The 15,160-nt window shown below is 63.0% G+C and carries 19 protein-coding genes; 14 read left to right on the top strand and 5 right to left on the bottom strand.

Annotation, left to right across the window (positions count from 1 at the left end; genetic code table 11):
• Positions 1 to 95: 95 nt before the first annotated feature.
• A complete protein-coding gene (gene purB / locus ORS3428_RS12835) occupies positions 96 to 1,403 on the top strand; it encodes an adenylosuccinate lyase (protein ID WP_071098179.1) in 1,308 nt (435 codons plus the stop codon).
• Between the two features lie 199 nt (positions 1,404 to 1,602).
• Here purB and ORS3428_RS12830 read toward each other — a convergent pair whose 3' ends face one another.
• Entirely contained in the window at positions 1,603 to 2,415 is an 813-nt protein-coding gene (locus tag ORS3428_RS12830; RefSeq protein ID WP_071098177.1) for a VOC family protein, read from the bottom strand.
• Between the two features lie 199 nt (positions 2,416 to 2,614).
• Here ORS3428_RS12830 and ORS3428_RS12825 point away from each other — a divergent pair, with 199 nt between their 5' ends.
• Complete coding sequence (locus ORS3428_RS12825) at positions 2,615 to 3,181, top strand: RBBP9/YdeN family alpha/beta hydrolase (protein WP_071098175.1); 567 nt, start codon at positions 2,615 to 2,617, stop codon at positions 3,179 to 3,181.
• A 9-nt stretch (positions 3,182 to 3,190) separates the two neighbouring features.
• Here ORS3428_RS12825 and ORS3428_RS12820 read toward each other — a convergent pair whose 3' ends face one another.
• Both ORS3428_RS12820 and ORS3428_RS12815 read right to left on the bottom strand, forming a co-directional pair.
• Positions 3,191 to 3,964, bottom strand: coding sequence for an HpcH/HpaI aldolase family protein (locus tag ORS3428_RS12820; RefSeq protein ID WP_071098174.1), 774 nt, complete (start codon positions 3,962 to 3,964; stop codon positions 3,191 to 3,193).
• Between the two features lie 103 nt (positions 3,965 to 4,067).
• Positions 4,068 to 4,388, bottom strand: coding sequence for a DUF1476 domain-containing protein (locus ORS3428_RS12815; RefSeq protein WP_071098169.1), 321 nt, complete (start codon positions 4,386 to 4,388; stop codon positions 4,068 to 4,070).
• 276 nt (positions 4,389 to 4,664) lie between these two features.
• On the opposite strand from ORS3428_RS12815, the gene purC reads away from it, so the two are divergent.
• From purC to ORS3428_RS12780, 7 genes are all read left to right on the top strand, one after another.
• Positions 4,665 to 5,459: a phosphoribosylaminoimidazolesuccinocarboxamide synthase gene (gene purC / locus ORS3428_RS12810; RefSeq protein WP_071098167.1), complete on the top strand. Its 795-nt coding sequence runs from the start codon at positions 4,665 to 4,667 to the stop codon at positions 5,457 to 5,459.
• A gap of 64 nt (positions 5,460 to 5,523) precedes the next feature.
• A complete protein-coding gene (gene purS / locus ORS3428_RS12805) occupies positions 5,524 to 5,763 on the top strand; it encodes a phosphoribosylformylglycinamidine synthase subunit PurS (protein ID WP_071098166.1) in 240 nt (79 codons plus the stop codon).
• Positions 5,764 to 5,781: 18 nt separating this feature from the next.
• On the top strand, positions 5,782 to 6,036 hold the full coding sequence (locus tag ORS3428_RS12800; protein ID WP_071098164.1) for a hypothetical protein: 255 nt from the start codon (positions 5,782 to 5,784) through the stop codon (positions 6,034 to 6,036).
• 36 nt (positions 6,037 to 6,072) lie between these two features.
• Positions 6,073 to 6,624, top strand: a complete 552-nt coding sequence (locus ORS3428_RS12795; protein WP_071098284.1) for an RNA 2'-phosphotransferase — start codon at positions 6,073 to 6,075, stop codon at positions 6,622 to 6,624.
• Positions 6,621 to 7,289 (top strand): phosphoribosylformylglycinamidine synthase subunit PurQ, encoded by a 669-nt coding sequence (purQ, locus tag ORS3428_RS12790; protein ID WP_071098162.1) that lies wholly within the window; start codon positions 6,621 to 6,623, stop codon positions 7,287 to 7,289. The genes ORS3428_RS12795 and purQ overlap by 4 nt, the downstream gene beginning before the upstream one ends.
• Positions 7,290 to 7,342: 53 nt before the next feature.
• A complete protein-coding gene (locus ORS3428_RS12785) occupies positions 7,343 to 7,753 on the top strand; it encodes a hypothetical protein (RefSeq protein ID WP_071098161.1) in 411 nt (136 codons plus the stop codon).
• Positions 7,754 to 7,763: 10 nt separating this feature from the next.
• Entirely contained in the window at positions 7,764 to 8,393 is a 630-nt protein-coding gene (locus ORS3428_RS12780; RefSeq protein WP_071098159.1) for a Pr6Pr family membrane protein, read from the top strand.
• A gap of 24 nt (positions 8,394 to 8,417) precedes the next feature.
• Here the strand turns inward: ORS3428_RS12780 and ORS3428_RS12775 are convergent, their stop codons facing one another.
• Complete coding sequence (locus ORS3428_RS12775) at positions 8,418 to 8,660, bottom strand: DUF1127 domain-containing protein (RefSeq protein ID WP_071098282.1); 243 nt, start codon at positions 8,658 to 8,660, stop codon at positions 8,418 to 8,420.
• A 94-nt stretch (positions 8,661 to 8,754) separates the two neighbouring features.
• On the opposite strand from ORS3428_RS12775, the gene ORS3428_RS12770 reads away from it, so the two are divergent.
• The 5 genes from ORS3428_RS12770 to ORS3428_RS12750 all read left to right on the top strand — a co-directional run bounded on the left by ORS3428_RS12770 (position 8,755) and on the right by ORS3428_RS12750 (position 14,669).
• Positions 8,755 to 10,164: an aminotransferase-like domain-containing protein gene (locus ORS3428_RS12770; RefSeq protein ID WP_071098157.1), complete on the top strand. Its 1,410-nt coding sequence runs from the start codon at positions 8,755 to 8,757 to the stop codon at positions 10,162 to 10,164.
• Positions 10,165 to 10,307: 143 nt separating this feature from the next.
• Positions 10,308 to 12,545, top strand: a complete 2,238-nt coding sequence (gene purL / locus ORS3428_RS12765; RefSeq protein ID WP_071098155.1) for a phosphoribosylformylglycinamidine synthase subunit PurL — start codon at positions 10,308 to 10,310, stop codon at positions 12,543 to 12,545.
• Positions 12,546 to 12,554: 9 nt separating this feature from the next.
• Positions 12,555 to 12,788: a BolA/IbaG family iron-sulfur metabolism protein gene (locus ORS3428_RS12760; RefSeq protein ID WP_071098148.1), complete on the top strand. Its 234-nt coding sequence runs from the start codon at positions 12,555 to 12,557 to the stop codon at positions 12,786 to 12,788.
• Between the two features lie 151 nt (positions 12,789 to 12,939).
• Positions 12,940 to 13,275 carry a Grx4 family monothiol glutaredoxin gene (gene grxD / locus ORS3428_RS12755; RefSeq protein ID WP_071098147.1) on the top strand — a complete coding sequence of 112 codons (336 nt, stop codon included), beginning with the start codon at positions 12,940 to 12,942 and terminating at the stop codon, positions 13,273 to 13,275.
• A 149-nt stretch (positions 13,276 to 13,424) separates the two neighbouring features.
• Complete coding sequence (locus ORS3428_RS12750; RefSeq protein ID WP_083355123.1) at positions 13,425 to 14,669, top strand: multidrug effflux MFS transporter; 1,245 nt, start codon at positions 13,425 to 13,427, stop codon at positions 14,667 to 14,669.
• A 24-nt stretch (positions 14,670 to 14,693) separates the two neighbouring features.
• Here the strand turns inward: ORS3428_RS12750 and ORS3428_RS12745 are convergent, their stop codons facing one another.
• A complete protein-coding gene (locus ORS3428_RS12745) occupies positions 14,694 to 15,101 on the bottom strand; it encodes a hypothetical protein (RefSeq protein ID WP_071098143.1) in 408 nt (135 codons plus the stop codon).
• Between the last annotated feature and the right edge of the window lie 59 nt (positions 15,102 to 15,160).

The following is a 15,160-nucleotide window of genomic DNA, read 5'->3' as shown; positions in this document are numbered from 1 at the left end:
TCGCCTGCACCTGGTTTGCGCGGCAGCGGCGTTGAGCATTGGGCCGGCCTCTGTTAGGACGCGGCCGAAGCTTTTCCCAGGCAGGACACCAAACGATGATCCCTCGCTATTCCCGGCCGGACATGGTCGCCATCTGGTCGCCTGAAACCCGGTTCCGCATCTGGTTCGAGATCGAGGCGCATGCCTGCGATGCGCTGGCCGAGCTCGGCGTCATTCCGAAAGAAGCCGCGAAAACCATCTGGGAAAAGGGCGGCGCCGCGAAATTCGACGTCGAAAAGATCGACGAGATCGAGCGTGTCACCAAGCACGACGTCATCGCTTTCCTCACCCATCTCGCCGAATTCGTCGGGCCGGATGCCCGTTTCATCCACCAGGGCATGACCTCGTCCGACGTGCTCGACACCTGCCTTGCGGTGCAGTTGAAGCGCGCCGGCGACATTCTGCTCGCCGATATTGACGCGCTGCTCGCCGCCTTGAAGCGCCGCGCCTTCGAGCACAAGGACACCATCACCATCGGCCGCAGCCACGGCATCCATGCCGAGCCGACGACCTTCGGCGTCAAGCTGGCGCAGGCTTATGCCGAATTCTCGCGCTGCCGCGCGCGGCTGGTGCACGCGCAGGAAGACGTCGCGACCTGCGCCATCTCGGGCGCGGTCGGCACTTTCGCCAATATCGACCCCTATGTCGAAGAGCATGTGGCGAAGAAGCTCGGGCTGAAGCCGGAGCCGGTATCGACGCAGGTCATCCCGCGTGACCGCCACGCCATGTTCTTCGCCACCCTCGGCGTCATCGCCTCGTCGGTCGAACGCCTGGCCATCGAGATCCGCCACCTGCAGCGCACCGAAGTGCTGGAAGCGGAAGAGTATTTCTCGCCGGGGCAAAAGGGCTCGTCGGCGATGCCGCACAAGCGCAACCCGGTGCTCACCGAGAACCTGACCGGCCTTGCCCGCATGGTGCGCTCCTACGCAATGCCAGCGATGGAAGATGTGGCGCTTTGGCATGAGCGCGACATCTCGCACTCCTCGGTCGAGCGCATGATCGGGCCGGACGCGACGGTGACGCTGGATTTCGCGCTGGCGCGCCTCACCGGCGTCGTCGACAAGCTGCTCGTTTACCCCGAGAACATGCTGAAGAACCTGAACAAGTTCCGCGGCCTGGTGCATTCGCAGCGCGTGCTGTTGGCGCTGACGCAGGCCGGCGTGTCACGCGAGGACGCCTACCGGCTGGTGCAGCGCAACGCCATGAAGGTGTGGGAACAAGGCGCTGATTTCCTTGAAGAATTGCTTGCCGACAAGGACGTTGCGGCAGCGCTTCCCGAGGCCGATATCCGCGAGAAATTCGACCTCGGCTACCACACCAAGCACGTCGACACGATCTTCAAGCGGGTGTTCGGAGAGGTTTGAGCTTCCCTTCTCCATCACGGGGAGAAGGTGCCGGCAGGCGGATGAGGGGCGGCGCCGACGTCGGCGATAATCGCACCTATCACCCTTCGTATCCGAAACGACAATTTCGTAGACTTGGCGCTGCCCATCATTGCCCTGCCGGGCATTTCTCCCCGCATAGTGACGGCGAGAAAGACGCCCCCGCCAACACTATCGCCGATCAAGCCTTGCCGGGCACCGTCCTGATCACCGTGCCCCAGGGGTCTTCGCGGGTCGTCTCCGCCTTCACATTGTCCGAGCGCATCTCGACCCAGGCGAGCCCTGAACGGGCAGGATCGCGGCGACCTGCGCCGGCGCTTCGCCAGGCGTTGGCGCCGATATGGTGGTGGTAATGGCCTGAGGAGAGGAACACCGCCTGACCGCCATATTTGGCCACCGTGTCGAAGCCGAATTCGTCATGCCACCAGGCCTCGGCGTCCTCCGGACGTCCGACGCGCAGATGCACATGGCCGACAATGGTGTTTTCCGGCGCGCCCTGCCAGCCGGCATCGCCCGCCGGCACGCTGGCGACGACCGCGGGTAGGTTCAGGCGCTCGGTCGACATCGCTATTCTGTCGCCAGTCCACTTCCAGTCCTGMGGACGCCGGTCGGCGTAGATCTCGATCCCGTTGCCTTCTGGGTCGGTAAGGTAAAGCGCCTCGCTCACCAGATGGTCCGACGCGCCTTCGATGCCGATCCGGTTGGCGGCGGCATGGTTGATCCAGCGCCCGAGGTCGGCGCGCGAAGGCAGCAGGAAGGCGGTGTGGAACAGGCCGGCGCTGTGCGGATCATCGGGCTTGGCCGAGGCATCCTGTTCAAGCACCAGCAGCGGCCGGTTGGCGGCGCCGAGCGTGATCGCGCCGTCGGCCCGGCTCAATTCCTGCAGGCCAACGACCGCGCGGTAGTAGGCGGCAAGGTTCTCCGCGTCGCGCGCCTTCAACCCGACGCGTGAGACGCTAACCGGGGTGGTCGCGGCAAAGGGCAGTTCACTCATCAAACTCTCCGTTCGGGCGACTGTCTCTCCATGGCAGTCGCACCAGCTGATTTATTAGTAGTTCCTGTTTACCACTTCAGATCGTCCATCGCGATCGTTCACACAAGGCGGAAAGAAGCGAACAGGTTGTTCACAATTGTGATGCGCAGCGTCCATCGCCATGGTTGCATGAGACAAGGCCGCTCGCTACATCCGCGCGATGAAAGTCAAGGACGCAGATATTCTCATCRTGCCCGGCTACACCAATTCCGGCCCCGAGCACTGGCAGACCCGTTGGCAATCCAAACTGTCGACGGCCCGCCGGGTCGAGCAGACCGAATGGTCGAAGCCGGTTCGCGAGGACTGGACGGCAAGCGTGGCGAAAGCCGTCAACGAGGCCGAGCGGCCCGTCGTGATCGTTGCGCACTCGCTCGGCGTGGCGGCCGCGGTCCAGGCCATTCCGCAATTTCAGAAGCCGATCGCCGGCGCCTTTTTCGTGGCGCCGCCCGACGTCGCCAATCCGGAGATCAGGCCAAGGCATTTGATGACCTTCGGACCCTATTCGCGCGAGCCCCTGCCCTTTCCGTCGATTGTGATCGCCAGCCGCAACGATCCGTTCTGCGCCTTCGAAGTCGCGGAGGATATTGCCGCGGCCTGGGGGTCGCTGTTCATCGATGCGGGCGAGGCCGGCCATCTCAACGCCGATGCCGGGTTCGGTCCCTGGCCGGAAGGCTCAATGACCTTCGCCAAGTTCCTGACGGAACTGAAGGATCCTGAGGYCGGCTAGCTCGGCGGTTCAGGAGCCGATCGAATCCCGCATGCTCTTCAAAAGGGTTTTCGCGCCGAGCGAAATCAGYGTGTGGTCTGACCCCATGGCGAGCAGCCTGTAGCCCATCGAGACGACGCGGCCGGCAACCGCAGGCTCGATGACATAGATCGCGGCGTGCTTGCCGGCCTTGCGCGTCCGCTCGGCGATCGAGGCGACCGTCTGCATCATGCTTTCCAGCGTCGAATTGACGGTGGTGCCGTTCGACCAGGCGATCGAGAAATCCGACGGGCCGACGAAAATGYCGTCAATGCCGGGCGTTTCGAGGATGCCGTCCAGTGCCTCGAAGGCCGCCCGCGTCTCGACCATCGCGAAAGCCATGGTGCGCTGGTTCGAGTCACGCAGCCATTCGGCGTGGTCGCCCTTGCCGTGCCGCGGGAAGGCATAGGTCGGGCCCCAGGAGCGCTCGCCAAGCGGCGGATATTTCATCGCGGCCGCAAATTGCCGGGCATCCGCCACCGAATTCACCATCGGCGCAATAACCGCCTCGGCGCCGAAATCGAGCGCGCGGCTTGCCATATCGAAGCGGCCGACCGGAATGCGCACCAGGGCCGGCTTGTTGGCCGCAAGCACCGGCACCAGCCCGCGCAACACGCTGTCCTCGTGGTGGCCGCCATGCTGCATGTCGAGGGTTACGGCATCAAAGCCCTGCTTGGCGATGATTTCGACCGTCAGCGCATCCGGCACCCCGGACCAGGCGGTGAACAGCGTTTCATCGGCGGCCAGGCGGGACTTGAGCGACATCGGAACTTTCCTTGTTAACAGTGCGCAGTTTCAGCCGGAAACAGCGGCAAAGGCAAAGAAAAACCGCCCGGCTGAGCCGGGCGGTCGATTGGTCCAATGATGCTTAAGTATTCTTGATCTGCTCGATCGCCTGCGCCATCAGTTCGTCCATGGTGCGGCGGATCTGGTGGTCCGACTGGTTGACGCCGGCCGCGTCGAAATCCTTGCGGATCTTGCGGAACACGTCATGGTCGCCGGCTTCCTCGATGTCGGAGATAACCACCTGATTGGCATAGGCCTCGGCATCGGCGCCGGTTTTGCCGAGCTTTTCGGCGGCCCAAAGGCCGAGCGCCCTGTTCCGGCGCGCCGAGGCCTTGAAGCGAAGCTCCTCGTCGAAGACGAATTTGCGCTCGAAGCCCTCTTCGCGGTCTTTCATGCTGCTCATGACGTCCCTCCGGTCAATCCGATTCGCTTGGCGATGAAACTGCGTTCTGGCCAAGCACAAACCAAAAGGTCGCGGGCCGGTCAATATGCTTGATCGTATGCTGCGCTGCGGCATTTCAGTCCCGAAACCGGTTGATTGGCAGGATTTGYCGATTGAGCAAACATTACGATTGCTATAGACACCGGCATTGAACGCCGCCGGCGCCGCAACTAATTTAGGCAGACGGGCAGGAACTGGTCGCTTGCCGCCTGCCCGCCAATCCAGAGAAAAAATCAGATGAAAAATCGCCGCCGCATTTATGAAGGCAAGGCCAAGATCCTCTATGAAGGCCCTGAGYCTGGAACTCTGATCCAGTTCTTCAAGGACGACGCCACCGCCTTCAACAAGAAGAAGCATGAAGTGGTCGATGGCAAGGGCGTGCTCAACAACCGCATTTCCGAGCACATCTTCAACCACCTGAACCGCATGGGCATCCCGACCCATTTCATCCGCCGGCTCAACATGCGCGAGCAGCTGATCAAGGAAGTCGAGATCATTCCGCTCGAGGTGGTTGTGCGCAATGTCGCCGCCGGCTCACTGGCCAAGCGCCTCGGCATCGAGGAAGGCACGGTGCTGCCGCGCTCGATCATCGAGTTCTACTACAAGGCCGATGCGCTGGACGATCCGATGGTGTCGGAGGAGCACATCACCGCTTTCGGCTGGGCAAGCCCGCAAGAGATCGACGACATCATGGCGCTGGCCATCCGCGTCAACGACTTCCTCTCCGGCCTGTTCCTGGGCGTCGGCATCCAGCTCGTCGACTTCAAGATCGAGTGCGGCCGCCTGTTCGAGGGCGACATGATGCGCATCGTCGTCGCCGACGAGATCTCGCCGGATTCCTGCCGGCTGTGGGACGTTGCGACGCAGGACAAGCTGGACAAGGACCGCTTCCGCCGCGACATGGGCGGACTGGTCGAAGCCTATCAGGAAGTCGCCCGCCGCCTCGGCATCATGAACGAGAACGAGCCGCCGCGCCCGACGGGTCCGGTGCTCGTCGCCTCCTCAGAGCCGTCAAAGGGCACGAAGCACTAACAGCCGGTGCGGGCCGCCGGAAAAGGCGCTCGCTCTCCGCACTACCGATCACCCAGGAGTATCGATGAAAGCCCGCATCACCGTCACCCTCAAGAACGGCGTTCTCGACCCGCAGGGCAAGGCGATCGAACACGCGCTCGCAGGGCTGGGCTTTGATGGCGTCGGCCAGGTGCGCCAGGGCAAAGTCTTCGACATCGAGCTCACCGGAAGCGACAAGGCCAAAGCCGAGGCCGACCTCAAGGCCATGTGCGACAAGCTTCTGGCCAACACGGTGATTGAGAACTATAGTGTGGCCATAACCTGAGGTTGTGCCGGAGGCGCTATGCCTGAAGCCACGAATGAGTTGATGTTTGAGCTGTTGAAGCGCGTTCATCAAGAAATTGGCGAGCTTCGCCAGGATGTGTCTGAGACGAAGCGGGAGTTGAATGTCATGCGAGGCCACATGGTGGCCACACAAAGTGACATCCACAACATTTACGGGATTCTTGCCCGCCAGGACAATCGGCTCGAACGTATAGAAAGGCGCCTGGAACTCCGCGAACTCGCCGAGGCTCAAAAGCCGTTTGAGCCGAAATAACGCCGGTTCGGCATGCTTGACCGTAACGATCCCAACATGCCGAACGACATCCAAATCTCGAAATTCATGAGCCTTGTGCTCCGCCATGCGCCGGAAGAAGCTGGACTTATTCTTGACGAGAATGGCTGGGCCGATCTCGGCACGCTCTGTGCSGTGATCAGGCAGAAATTCGGCGCGTCGGCGTCCGATGTCGAGCGAATCGTCGCGGAGAACCCGAAGAAGCGATTTGCCATCGCGGGCAATCGCATCCGCGCAGTCCAAGGCCATAGCGTCGATATCGATCTCGGGCTGTCGCCGAGCATCCCGCCGGCGGTGCTTTATCACGGCACCAAGGAAGATTCTCTCCATGCGATCCGGCGTGAAGGCCTCACCAGTCAATCGCGCCAGCACGTGCATCTGTCGAAGGAAATAGAGACGGCCCTTATCGTGGCACGGCGCCGCAAGGGAAAAAATGTTATCCTTCGGATCGACTCGGCGGCCATGGCTGGGGACGGGCTGACWTTCTTTCTCTCCGACAATGGCGTCTGGTTGACCGATAGCGTTCCGCCCCGGTATCTGCTTGAGATCAGCGAACGGGAACTGTCATGAAATCAGCCGTTGTCCTCCTGCCTGGCCTTAACCGTGACCGCGACATGATCGCGGCCCTGACCAAGATTTCCGGGCAGGCGCCGGCGACCGTCTGGCAGACTGACACGGAAATCCCCGATGTCGACCTGATCGCCATTCCCGGCGGCTTCTCCTTCGGCGACTATCTGCGCTGCGGCGCGATTGCCGCGCGCATGCCGGTGATGCGGGCGGTGGCGGAAAAGGCGGCGAAGGGCGTCACCGTCATCGGTGTCTGCAACGGCTTCCAGATCCTGGTCGAGGCGGGGCTGCTGCCCGGCGCCCTGATGCGCAACGCCTCGCTGAAGTTCGTCTGCCGCCAAGTGAAGCTCGAGATCGCCAACGCCAACACCATGTTCACCCGCCGCTACCAGCCTGAGCAGATCATCCGCTCGCCGGTTGCGCATCACGACGGCAACTATTTCGCCGATGCCGAGACGCTGGCCCGCCTCGAAGGCGAAGGCCAGGTGGTCTTCCGCTATGCCGAGGGCACCAACCCGAACGGCTCGATCAACGACATCGCCGGCATTGTCAACGAGAAGGGGAATGTGCTCGGCCTGATGCCGCATCCGGAGAACCTGATCGAGGCAGCGCACGGCGGCAGCGACGGACGGGCGCTGTTCGAAAGCGCGCTCGGCATCGCTGCTTGACCCTTTTCAGACATTCCTTTCAGAACATTTTCAGACCACGGGGCGGCCTGACCATGAGACTGACGATTGCTCGCCTTGCTCTCCTGGCCATCGCCGGACTTTCGCTTGCTTCCTGCCAGTCCGGTTCGAAGTCCACGCCCGCGCCTGCGGGCAAAAGCGCCTCGCTGCTTGCCATGGAGCAGGTCGCGATCGCCGCGCATAAATGCTGGATCGCCAGCAAGGACCCGGCCTTCAAGCCCTACCAGATGGCCAATGAGCTCAATTCCTACAGCGGCACGCCGCGCTTCCTGCTGGTCCCCGCGAAGCATTATGGCGGCAAGCCGCTGCTGGTCGTGCAGGCGCAGGGCAATTCCAGCAAGGTGGACGTATTCGGGCCACTGATGGCCGAACCGCTCGGCGCGCGCATCGGTGCCGACATTGCCCGCTGGCAGGCCGGCAATCCATCCTGCGCCGCTGCCGCATAAGCCGCCTGGTATGGGCYGGTTCCTGCAGAAGGCGGGACTGGTCATCGGCATAATTGCGCTCGTCCTGCAGTTTGCGATCACCATCCCCGCTTCGATGGCGGCGGGCCGCAGCCTGCTCGGCTCGATCGTCTTCTATTTCAGCTTCTTCACCATCCTGACCAATATAGCCGCGGCGCTGGTGCACGCATCGCTGCTGTCACCGACCGGCTATGCCTGGTTCCCGGCCTTTGCCGGGCGGCGCCTGCGAGCCGGCGTCACTGTGGCCATAACACTGGTCTTCATCGTTTATTCGGCCGTTTTGCAGGGGCTCTGGCAACCCAAAGGCCTGTTCCTGCTTTGCGACATCCTGCTCCATTATGTGACGCCGGCAATCTACGTGCTGTGGTGGCTGATTGCGGGCGCCGACGGCAGCATGCGCTGGCGCGACATCTCCTGGTGGATGGTCTATCCTCTCGCCTATCTCGCCTATGCGCTGATACGGGCGCCATTCGCCGGCGAAGTGCCCTACCCCTTCCTCGACGTGGCGAAGAACGGCGCGACCAGTGTCGCCATCGCGGCGTTGACCACGACGGCTCTGTTCCTCGGTCTAAGCGTGCTCACCGTGCTTGCCGATCACGGAATCGCCAGGCTGCGGAAATGATCTGCCGCCCAAGGCGGAAAGCGGTTACTCCCAGAACGGCCGGATACCCTCGCGGTGGGCATCRCAGCGCGAAACACCGATGTCCTTGAGCTGCTCGTCGGTCATCTCCAGGAGAGCCAGGCGGCTGCGACGACGCTCAAGCATGCGGCCGATCCGTCTCGCAATGGAGGCAGGCACGAACACAATACGGTCGACAAATCCGCGCCGGACCGATGGACGGCCACGCAATTGAGCGCCGCGGTGATGAAATGTATCAATTGTATTCATCTTTCGCTCCGCAAAATTGATGAATTGCACCCTTGCCACCCGCGATTTCATATCGATTGACTCATCTTCCTGTGCAATATAGAAAATTGTCACCATGACAAATTGGCTCCCCGATCTCTCTGCCGGCTCCGGCCCTCTGTATCAGCGCCTTGCTGACAGCATTGAGTCAGATATCGACAAGGGCGTCATCGACGCCGGCGCAAAACTGCCGCCGCAGCGCGACCTCGCCTATGACATCGGAACCACGGTCGGCACCGTCGGTCGGGCCTATCAGTTGCTGCGCGAGCGCGGCCTGGTGAGTGGCGAGGTCGGACGCGGCACCTATGTGCTGGCGCAGCGCGTTGAAAGCCCGAAGCCAGAGCTGGAGCCTGCCGTGCAAGGCACACGCCTCATCGATGCGCCGAGCGGCAAGCTGCGCTTCGACAGCACCGCCGCCCCCGACGTCGGCCAGGGCGCAATCATTGCCGAAATGCTGGCGCGGACCGCGGAGGATCATCCCCACGACATTTCGAGCTACACGAGGGATTTCCCCGAGCGCTGGTACGAGGCGGGCAGCCGCTGGCTGGCGCGCAATTCCTTCCACCCCTCGCCCGATTCAATCGTGCCGACGCTTGGCACCCATGCCGCCGTGATGGCGGCAATCGCGGCGCTGACGACGCCCGGCGACTATGTCGTCTTCGAGCACCTCACCTATTCGCAGATTTCGCGCAGCGCCGGGCTGATCGGGCGCCGTACCGCCCTGGTTTCGGCGGACGACGAAGGCATCGACCCCGACGATTTCGAACGCGTCTGCGCGCAAAAGCACCCCAAGATGATGTTTCTGATGCCGACGGCCAAGAACCCGACGCTGGTGACGCTGTCGGCCGAGCGCCGGCAGGCGATCGCCCGCATCGCGCGTGAATACAATGTCGTGCTGATCGAGGACGACCTCTACGGCGAGCTGACCGACGACCCGACGCCGCTGCTAGCCGAATATGCGCCCGAGCGCACGATCGTCGCCGGCGGCCTGTCGAAGTCGATCGCGGCCGGCGTGCGCGGCGGATGGCTCTCCTGCCCGCCGACCTATCGCCACCGCATCCGCGTCGCCCACAAGATGATGACCGGCGGCCTGCCCTTCCTGCTGGCGGAGGTCGCTGCACGGCTGGTGACATCCGGCGAGGCGCGCGAGATCCGCAAACGCTGCATCGTCGAGATCCAGGCCCGCATCGCCACCGTGCGCGAGATGCTCGCCGGGTTCGATTTCAAGACGAGGGACAATATCCCCTTCGTCTGGCTGACCTTGCCGGATCCCTGGCTGTCCGGCACCTTCAAGAATGCCTGCCTGGCGCAGGGCGTGCTCATCGACGACGAGGACGAATTCAAGGCCGGCCGGTCCGAGCAGGTCTTCCACGGGGTCCGCTTCGGCGTGTCGAAGCCGCAGCTGAGCGAGGAAGTCGCCGGCGGCGTCGCCGTCATCCGCCGCCTGCTCGACGAGGGCCGCGCCGGCTACGACAGCTTTTCCTGAACCGCCTTATGCGCCGGCGGTCGGGCATTCGCCGACGCGGCGGCTTTCAGGCGTTTTTCGTCATCCGATGGGGTGTATCGCGCGAAAGCTTGCGATAAGAGGAGACTCGAATTCTCCTCTTCCACGGATAAAAATCGCCGCTCATGACCATTTCCAATTCCGTGCCGATCACCCCTGAGCTCGTCGCTGCGCACGGGCTGAAGCCCGACGAATACCAGCGCATTCTCGACCTGGTCGGACGCGAGCCAAGCTTCACCGAGCTCGGCATCTTCTCGGCGATGTGGAACGAGCACTGCTCCTACAAATCTTCCAAGAAATGGCTGCGCACGCTGCCCACCAGCGGTCCGCAGGTGATCCAGGGTCCGGGCGAGAATGCCGGCGTGGTCGACATCGGTGATGGCGACTGCGTCGTCTTCAAGATGGAGAGCCACAACCACCCGTCCTACATAGAACCCTACCAGGGCGCTGCGACCGGCGTCGGCGGCATCCTGCGCGACGTCTTCACCATGGGCGCGCGGCCGATCGCGGCGATGAACGCACTGCGTTTCGGCGCGCCGGATCATCCCAAGACCCGACATCTGGTCGCGGGTGTGGTTGCGGGCGTCGGCGGCTACGGCAATTCCTTCGGCGTGCCGACGGTCGGCGGCGAGGTCAATTTCGACCCCCGCTACAACGGCAACATCCTGGTCAACGCCTTCGCGGCGGGCCTCGCTAAGACCAACGCCATCTTCCTGTCGCAGGCCAAGGGCGTCGGCCTGCCGGTCGTCTATCTCGGCGCCAAGACCGGGCGCGACGGCGTCGGCGGCGCTACCATGGCCTCGGCCGAATTCGACGACAAGATCGAGGAGAAGCGGCCGACCGTGCAGGTCGGCGACCCCTTCACCGAGAAGTGCCTGCTGGAGGCCTGCCTCGAGCTGATGGCCTCGGGCGCCGTCATCGCCATCCAGGACATGGGCGCGGCCGGCCTAACCTGCTCCGCGGTCGAGATGGGCGCCAAGGGCGACCTCGGCATCGAGCTCGATCTCGACAAGGTGCCGGTGCGCGAGGAGCGCATGAGCGCCTATGAGATGATGCTGTCGGAAAGCCAGGAGCGCATGCTGATGGTGCTGCGCCCCGAAAAGGAAAAGCAAGCCGAGGCGATCTTCCACAAATGGGGGCTCGACTTCGCCATCGTCGGCAGGACCACCGACGACTTGCGCTTCCGCGTGCTGCACCAGGGCGACGAGGTCGCCAACCTGCCGATCAAGGAACTGGGTGACCAGGCGCCGGAATATGACCGGCCATGGGTTGAATCGAAGAAGCCGGCGCCGCTTGCCGCGAACGATGTGCCGAAGACCGATGTCGCGGACGCGCTGCTCAAGTTGCTCGGCGGGCCGGACCTGTCCTCGCGCCGCTGGGTGTGGGAGCAGTACGACACGCTGATCCAGGGCAATTCGCTGCAGCTTCCCGGCGGCGATGCCGGCGTGGTGCGCGTCGAAGGCCATCCGACCAAGGCGCTCGCCTTCTCCTCGGACGTCACGCCGCGCTATTGCGAAGCCGATCCCTATGAGGGCGGCAAGCAGGCGGTGGCCGAATGCTGGCGCAATCTGACGGCCACCGGCGCCTTGCCGCTTGCCGCGACCGACAATCTCAATTTCGGCAATCCGGAGCGGCCGGAGATCATGGGCCAGCTGGTCGGTGCGGTGAAGGGCATCGGCGATGCCTGCCGGGCGCTCGGCTTCCCGATCGTCTCGGGCAATGTCTCGTTCTACAATGAAACCAACGGCCGCGGCATCCTGCCGACGCCGACCATCGGCGGTGTCGGGCTGATCGCCGACTGGACAAAGATGGCCCGCATCGGCTTTGCCGCCGAAGGCCAGATGATAGTGCTGGTCGGCGCGCCGCCGACATGGGGCAGCCACCTCGGCCAGTCCGTCTATATGCGCGACATCCACGGCCGCACCGACGGCCCGCCGCCGCCGGTCGATCTCGCGCATGAGAAGCGCGTCGGCGATCATGTGCGTTCGCTGATCGCCTCCGGCATCGTGACCGCCGCGCATGATGTCTCGGATGGCGGCATTGCCGTAGCGCTTGCCGAAATGGCGATGGCCTCCGGCATCGGCGCCACCATTCCGGGGCTCACCGGCACCGACCCGATCCCGGTCTGGTTCGGCGAGGACCAGGGCCGCTATCTGCTGACCTTGTCGATAGACCCCCAAAGCAGCGAATGGGACAGGATCCGCGGCGAGCAGGAAAAGCTCGGCATCTTCGCGCCATGGATCGGCACGACCGGCGGTCTTGAATTGAAACTCGGCGAAGCGCGTGCCATATCGATCAGTGAATTGACCGTCGCCCATGAATCCTGGTTCCCTCGCTTCATGGGGACCGAAGTCGTAAATTAGGAATTCCACATGGCAATGGACGCGCGCGACATCGAACGCCTGATCAAGGAAGGCATCCCTGACGCCAAGGTGACGATCCGCGACCTGGCCGGCGACGGCGACCACTACGCGGCGGAAGTGGTTGCGGAGAGTTTTCGCGGCAAGAGCCGGGTGCAGCAGCATCAGATGGTCTATGACGCGCTGAAGGGCAATATGGGCGGCGTGCTGCACGCGCTTGYACTGCAGACCAGTATCCCCGACTGAGCATCAACCTCAGCCGGACTTGGCCCAAAATCGCGTTATCCCTTGCGCCATTACGATGGCGTCGCGRCTAACGTCTTGTTTCAGCCAACCTATGGGTTTATCTGATGGGTATGTTTCGAGCCTGACTCCCACAGGCGTGAAAGGATTCCCCATGAGTGGCATCAACGACTACATCGATAATGAAGTGAAGAGTAACGACGTGGTGCTCTTCATGAAGGGCACGCCCGGCTTTCCGCAGTGCGGTTTTTCCGGCCAGGTCGTGCAGATCCTCGACTATGTCGGGGTCGACTATAAAGGCGTGAACGTGCTGACCTCCGCCGAACTGCGCCAAGGCATAAAGGACTATTCCAACTGGCCGACCATTCCGCAGCTTTACGTGAAGGGTGAGTTCGTCGGCGGTTGCGACATCGTGCGAGAGATGTTCYAGGCCGGCGAATTGCAGAGCTTCCTCGTCGAAAAGGGCGTCGGCGTCAAAGGCACTGCCTGACTTGAGTTCGCGCAGGCCGGCTTGTCCGGCTGCGCTGTGAAATCCGGGGGCGCCCCCACCTCGGCATAATAGTTCTCGATAGTTGAGAACGAGACGAATAGATGCGCCGGTAATCCGGCGCATGTTCGTTCGATTGATCGGATTTTGCCGTGGACAAGCAGTTGGTAGCGCAGCAATCGGCAAGCACCTTGCCCATTCCGCGCTGGGAATTCATCGCGCTCTGCGCAGCGCTGATGGCGCTCAACTCTCTGGCCATCGATATTATGCTGCCGGCATTGCAGCAGATCGGCGCCTCGCTCGGCGTCGAGAACGAAAACCACCGCCAATACGTCATCACCGCCTACATCCTCGGCTTCGGCAGCGGCCAGCTTTTCTTCGGCCCGATCTCCGACCGCTTCGGTCGCCGCGCGCCGCTGGTCGTCGGGCTGATCATCTATGTCGCGGCGGTGGCCGCCGCCGCGATCGCGCCAACCTTCGCCGTGCTGCTCGCCTGCCGTTTCGTGCAAGGCATCGGCGCCGCAGCGACGCGCGTCATCGCCGTCTCGATCGTTCGCGACACCTTCGAAGGCCGCCGCATGGCTGAGGTGATGTCGCTGATCTTCATGGTGTTCATGGCGATCCCAGTGGTGGCGCCCGGCATCGGCCAGTTCATCATGCTCTTCGCCACCTGGCACTGGATCTTCGTCACCATGGCCCTCGGCGCGCTGATCGTCTCGACATGGTCGCTGCTGCGCCTTCCCGAAACGCTGCACCCGGAATATCGCCGTCCACTGACGGTCAACGCCATCGTCGGCGGCTTCCGCATCGTGCTCACCAACCGCATCGCGCTCTGCTATGCCTTTGCCAGCACCTTCATTTTCGGCGCCATGTTCGGTTTCATCAATTCGGCGCAGCAGATCTATCTCGACGTCTTCCATGTCGGCGAACTGTTCCCGCTGATCTTCGCCGGCGTCGCCGGCGTGCTCGCCTTCTCGAACTTCCTCAACTCGCGGCTGGTGGGCAGGATCGGCATGCGCCGCCTGTCGCAAAGCGCGCTGCTGCTCTTCCTCGCCATCAGCCTGATCTGGCTCGTCGTCTCGCTCGAGGTGCAGATGCCGCTTTGGCTGTTCATCGCCTTCTTCGCCGGAGCGATGCTGCCGTTCGGCTGCCTCGGCGCGAATTTCAACGCGCTGGCGATGGAGCCGCTCGGCGAGCTCGCAGGTACGGCGTCCTCCATCCTCGGCTTCATGCAGACCTTCCTCGGCGGCCTTCTCGGCACGTTGATCGGCCAGGCCTATAACGGCACGGTCACGCCGCTCGCCGCCGGCTTCTGCAGCGTGTCGGTTGCGGCCTTGCTGATGATCCTGATTGCCGAGAGCGGGCGGCTGTTCCTGCCGCATAATCCGCCGGTGTGAGACGCGGGCGCAACGGCTGCGCACTCAAGATTTTCTCTCCAGCGCGGCGGTGAAGCGAGGGGAAAGTATGCGCCCCGCGATCGCCTCGCCCATGCTTTTGGTAAAGGGCAATGGTAGAGCCTTATCGAGAGCCTCGAGGACGGAAGCAACGAAAGCTCTATTCAATCTGTCGTCCGGTCCCAACTTGGAGAAGGTGGCGCGCGGCTTGCCGATAAGCGTTCCATCTCGGCGAAGCGCGAACCGAAGTGTCAAGGACAGACCGGCAGTTCCGCGAGGCGGCTGCCAGCAGGCATAGATGGCAGCCGACATTTCCGCTATGGAATTGATGGGATCGCGGCTCCCGCAGGCACGTTGCTGCGCTGTCGCTTCGTCGAGACCGGCAACCACAGCGATGGCAAGAGCAAGAGCGACCATCGCGGACCGAGGGCTCATTCGCATCTCCGGACTTGCGGTCCCGTCGATCTTTCAATCACCGTCAGCACTCTGACGCC

This window comes from Mesorhizobium sp. ORS 3428, from assembly GCF_001854785.1.
Lineage (GTDB): Bacteria > Pseudomonadota > Alphaproteobacteria > Rhizobiales > Rhizobiaceae > Mesorhizobium.
The sequence above is the reverse complement of the archived record's forward strand: the minus strand, read 5'-3'. Positions and strand labels throughout refer to the sequence as shown.

Bases quoted from the DNA above. Each gene is read 5' to 3' on its own strand.
- ORS3428_RS12770 (WP_071098157.1), top strand. From the start codon at position 8,755: ATGACAAATTGGCTCCCCGATCTCTCTGCCGGCTCCGGCCCTCTGTAT.
- ORS3428_RS12745 (WP_071098143.1), bottom strand. From the start codon at position 15,101: ATGAGCCCTCGGTCCGCGATGGTCGCTCTTGCTCTTGCCATCGCTGTG.
- purL (WP_071098155.1), top strand. From the start codon at position 10,308: ATGACCATTTCCAATTCCGTGCCGATCACCCCTGAGCTCGTCGCTGCG.
- purS (WP_071098166.1), top strand. From the start codon at position 5,524: ATGAAAGCCCGCATCACCGTCACCCTCAAGAACGGCGTTCTCGACCCG.
- purQ (WP_071098162.1), top strand. From the start codon at position 6,621: ATGAAATCAGCCGTTGTCCTCCTGCCTGGCCTTAACCGTGACCGCGAC.
- ORS3428_RS12785 (WP_071098161.1), top strand. From the start codon at position 7,343: ATGAGACTGACGATTGCTCGCCTTGCTCTCCTGGCCATCGCCGGACTT.
- purB (WP_071098179.1), top strand. From the start codon at position 96: ATGATCCCTCGCTATTCCCGGCCGGACATGGTCGCCATCTGGTCGCCT.
- ORS3428_RS12800 (WP_071098164.1), top strand. From the start codon at position 5,782: ATGCCTGAAGCCACGAATGAGTTGATGTTTGAGCTGTTGAAGCGCGTT.
- ORS3428_RS12815 (WP_071098169.1), bottom strand. From the start codon at position 4,388: ATGAGCAGCATGAAAGACCGCGAAGAGGGCTTCGAGCGCAAATTCGTC.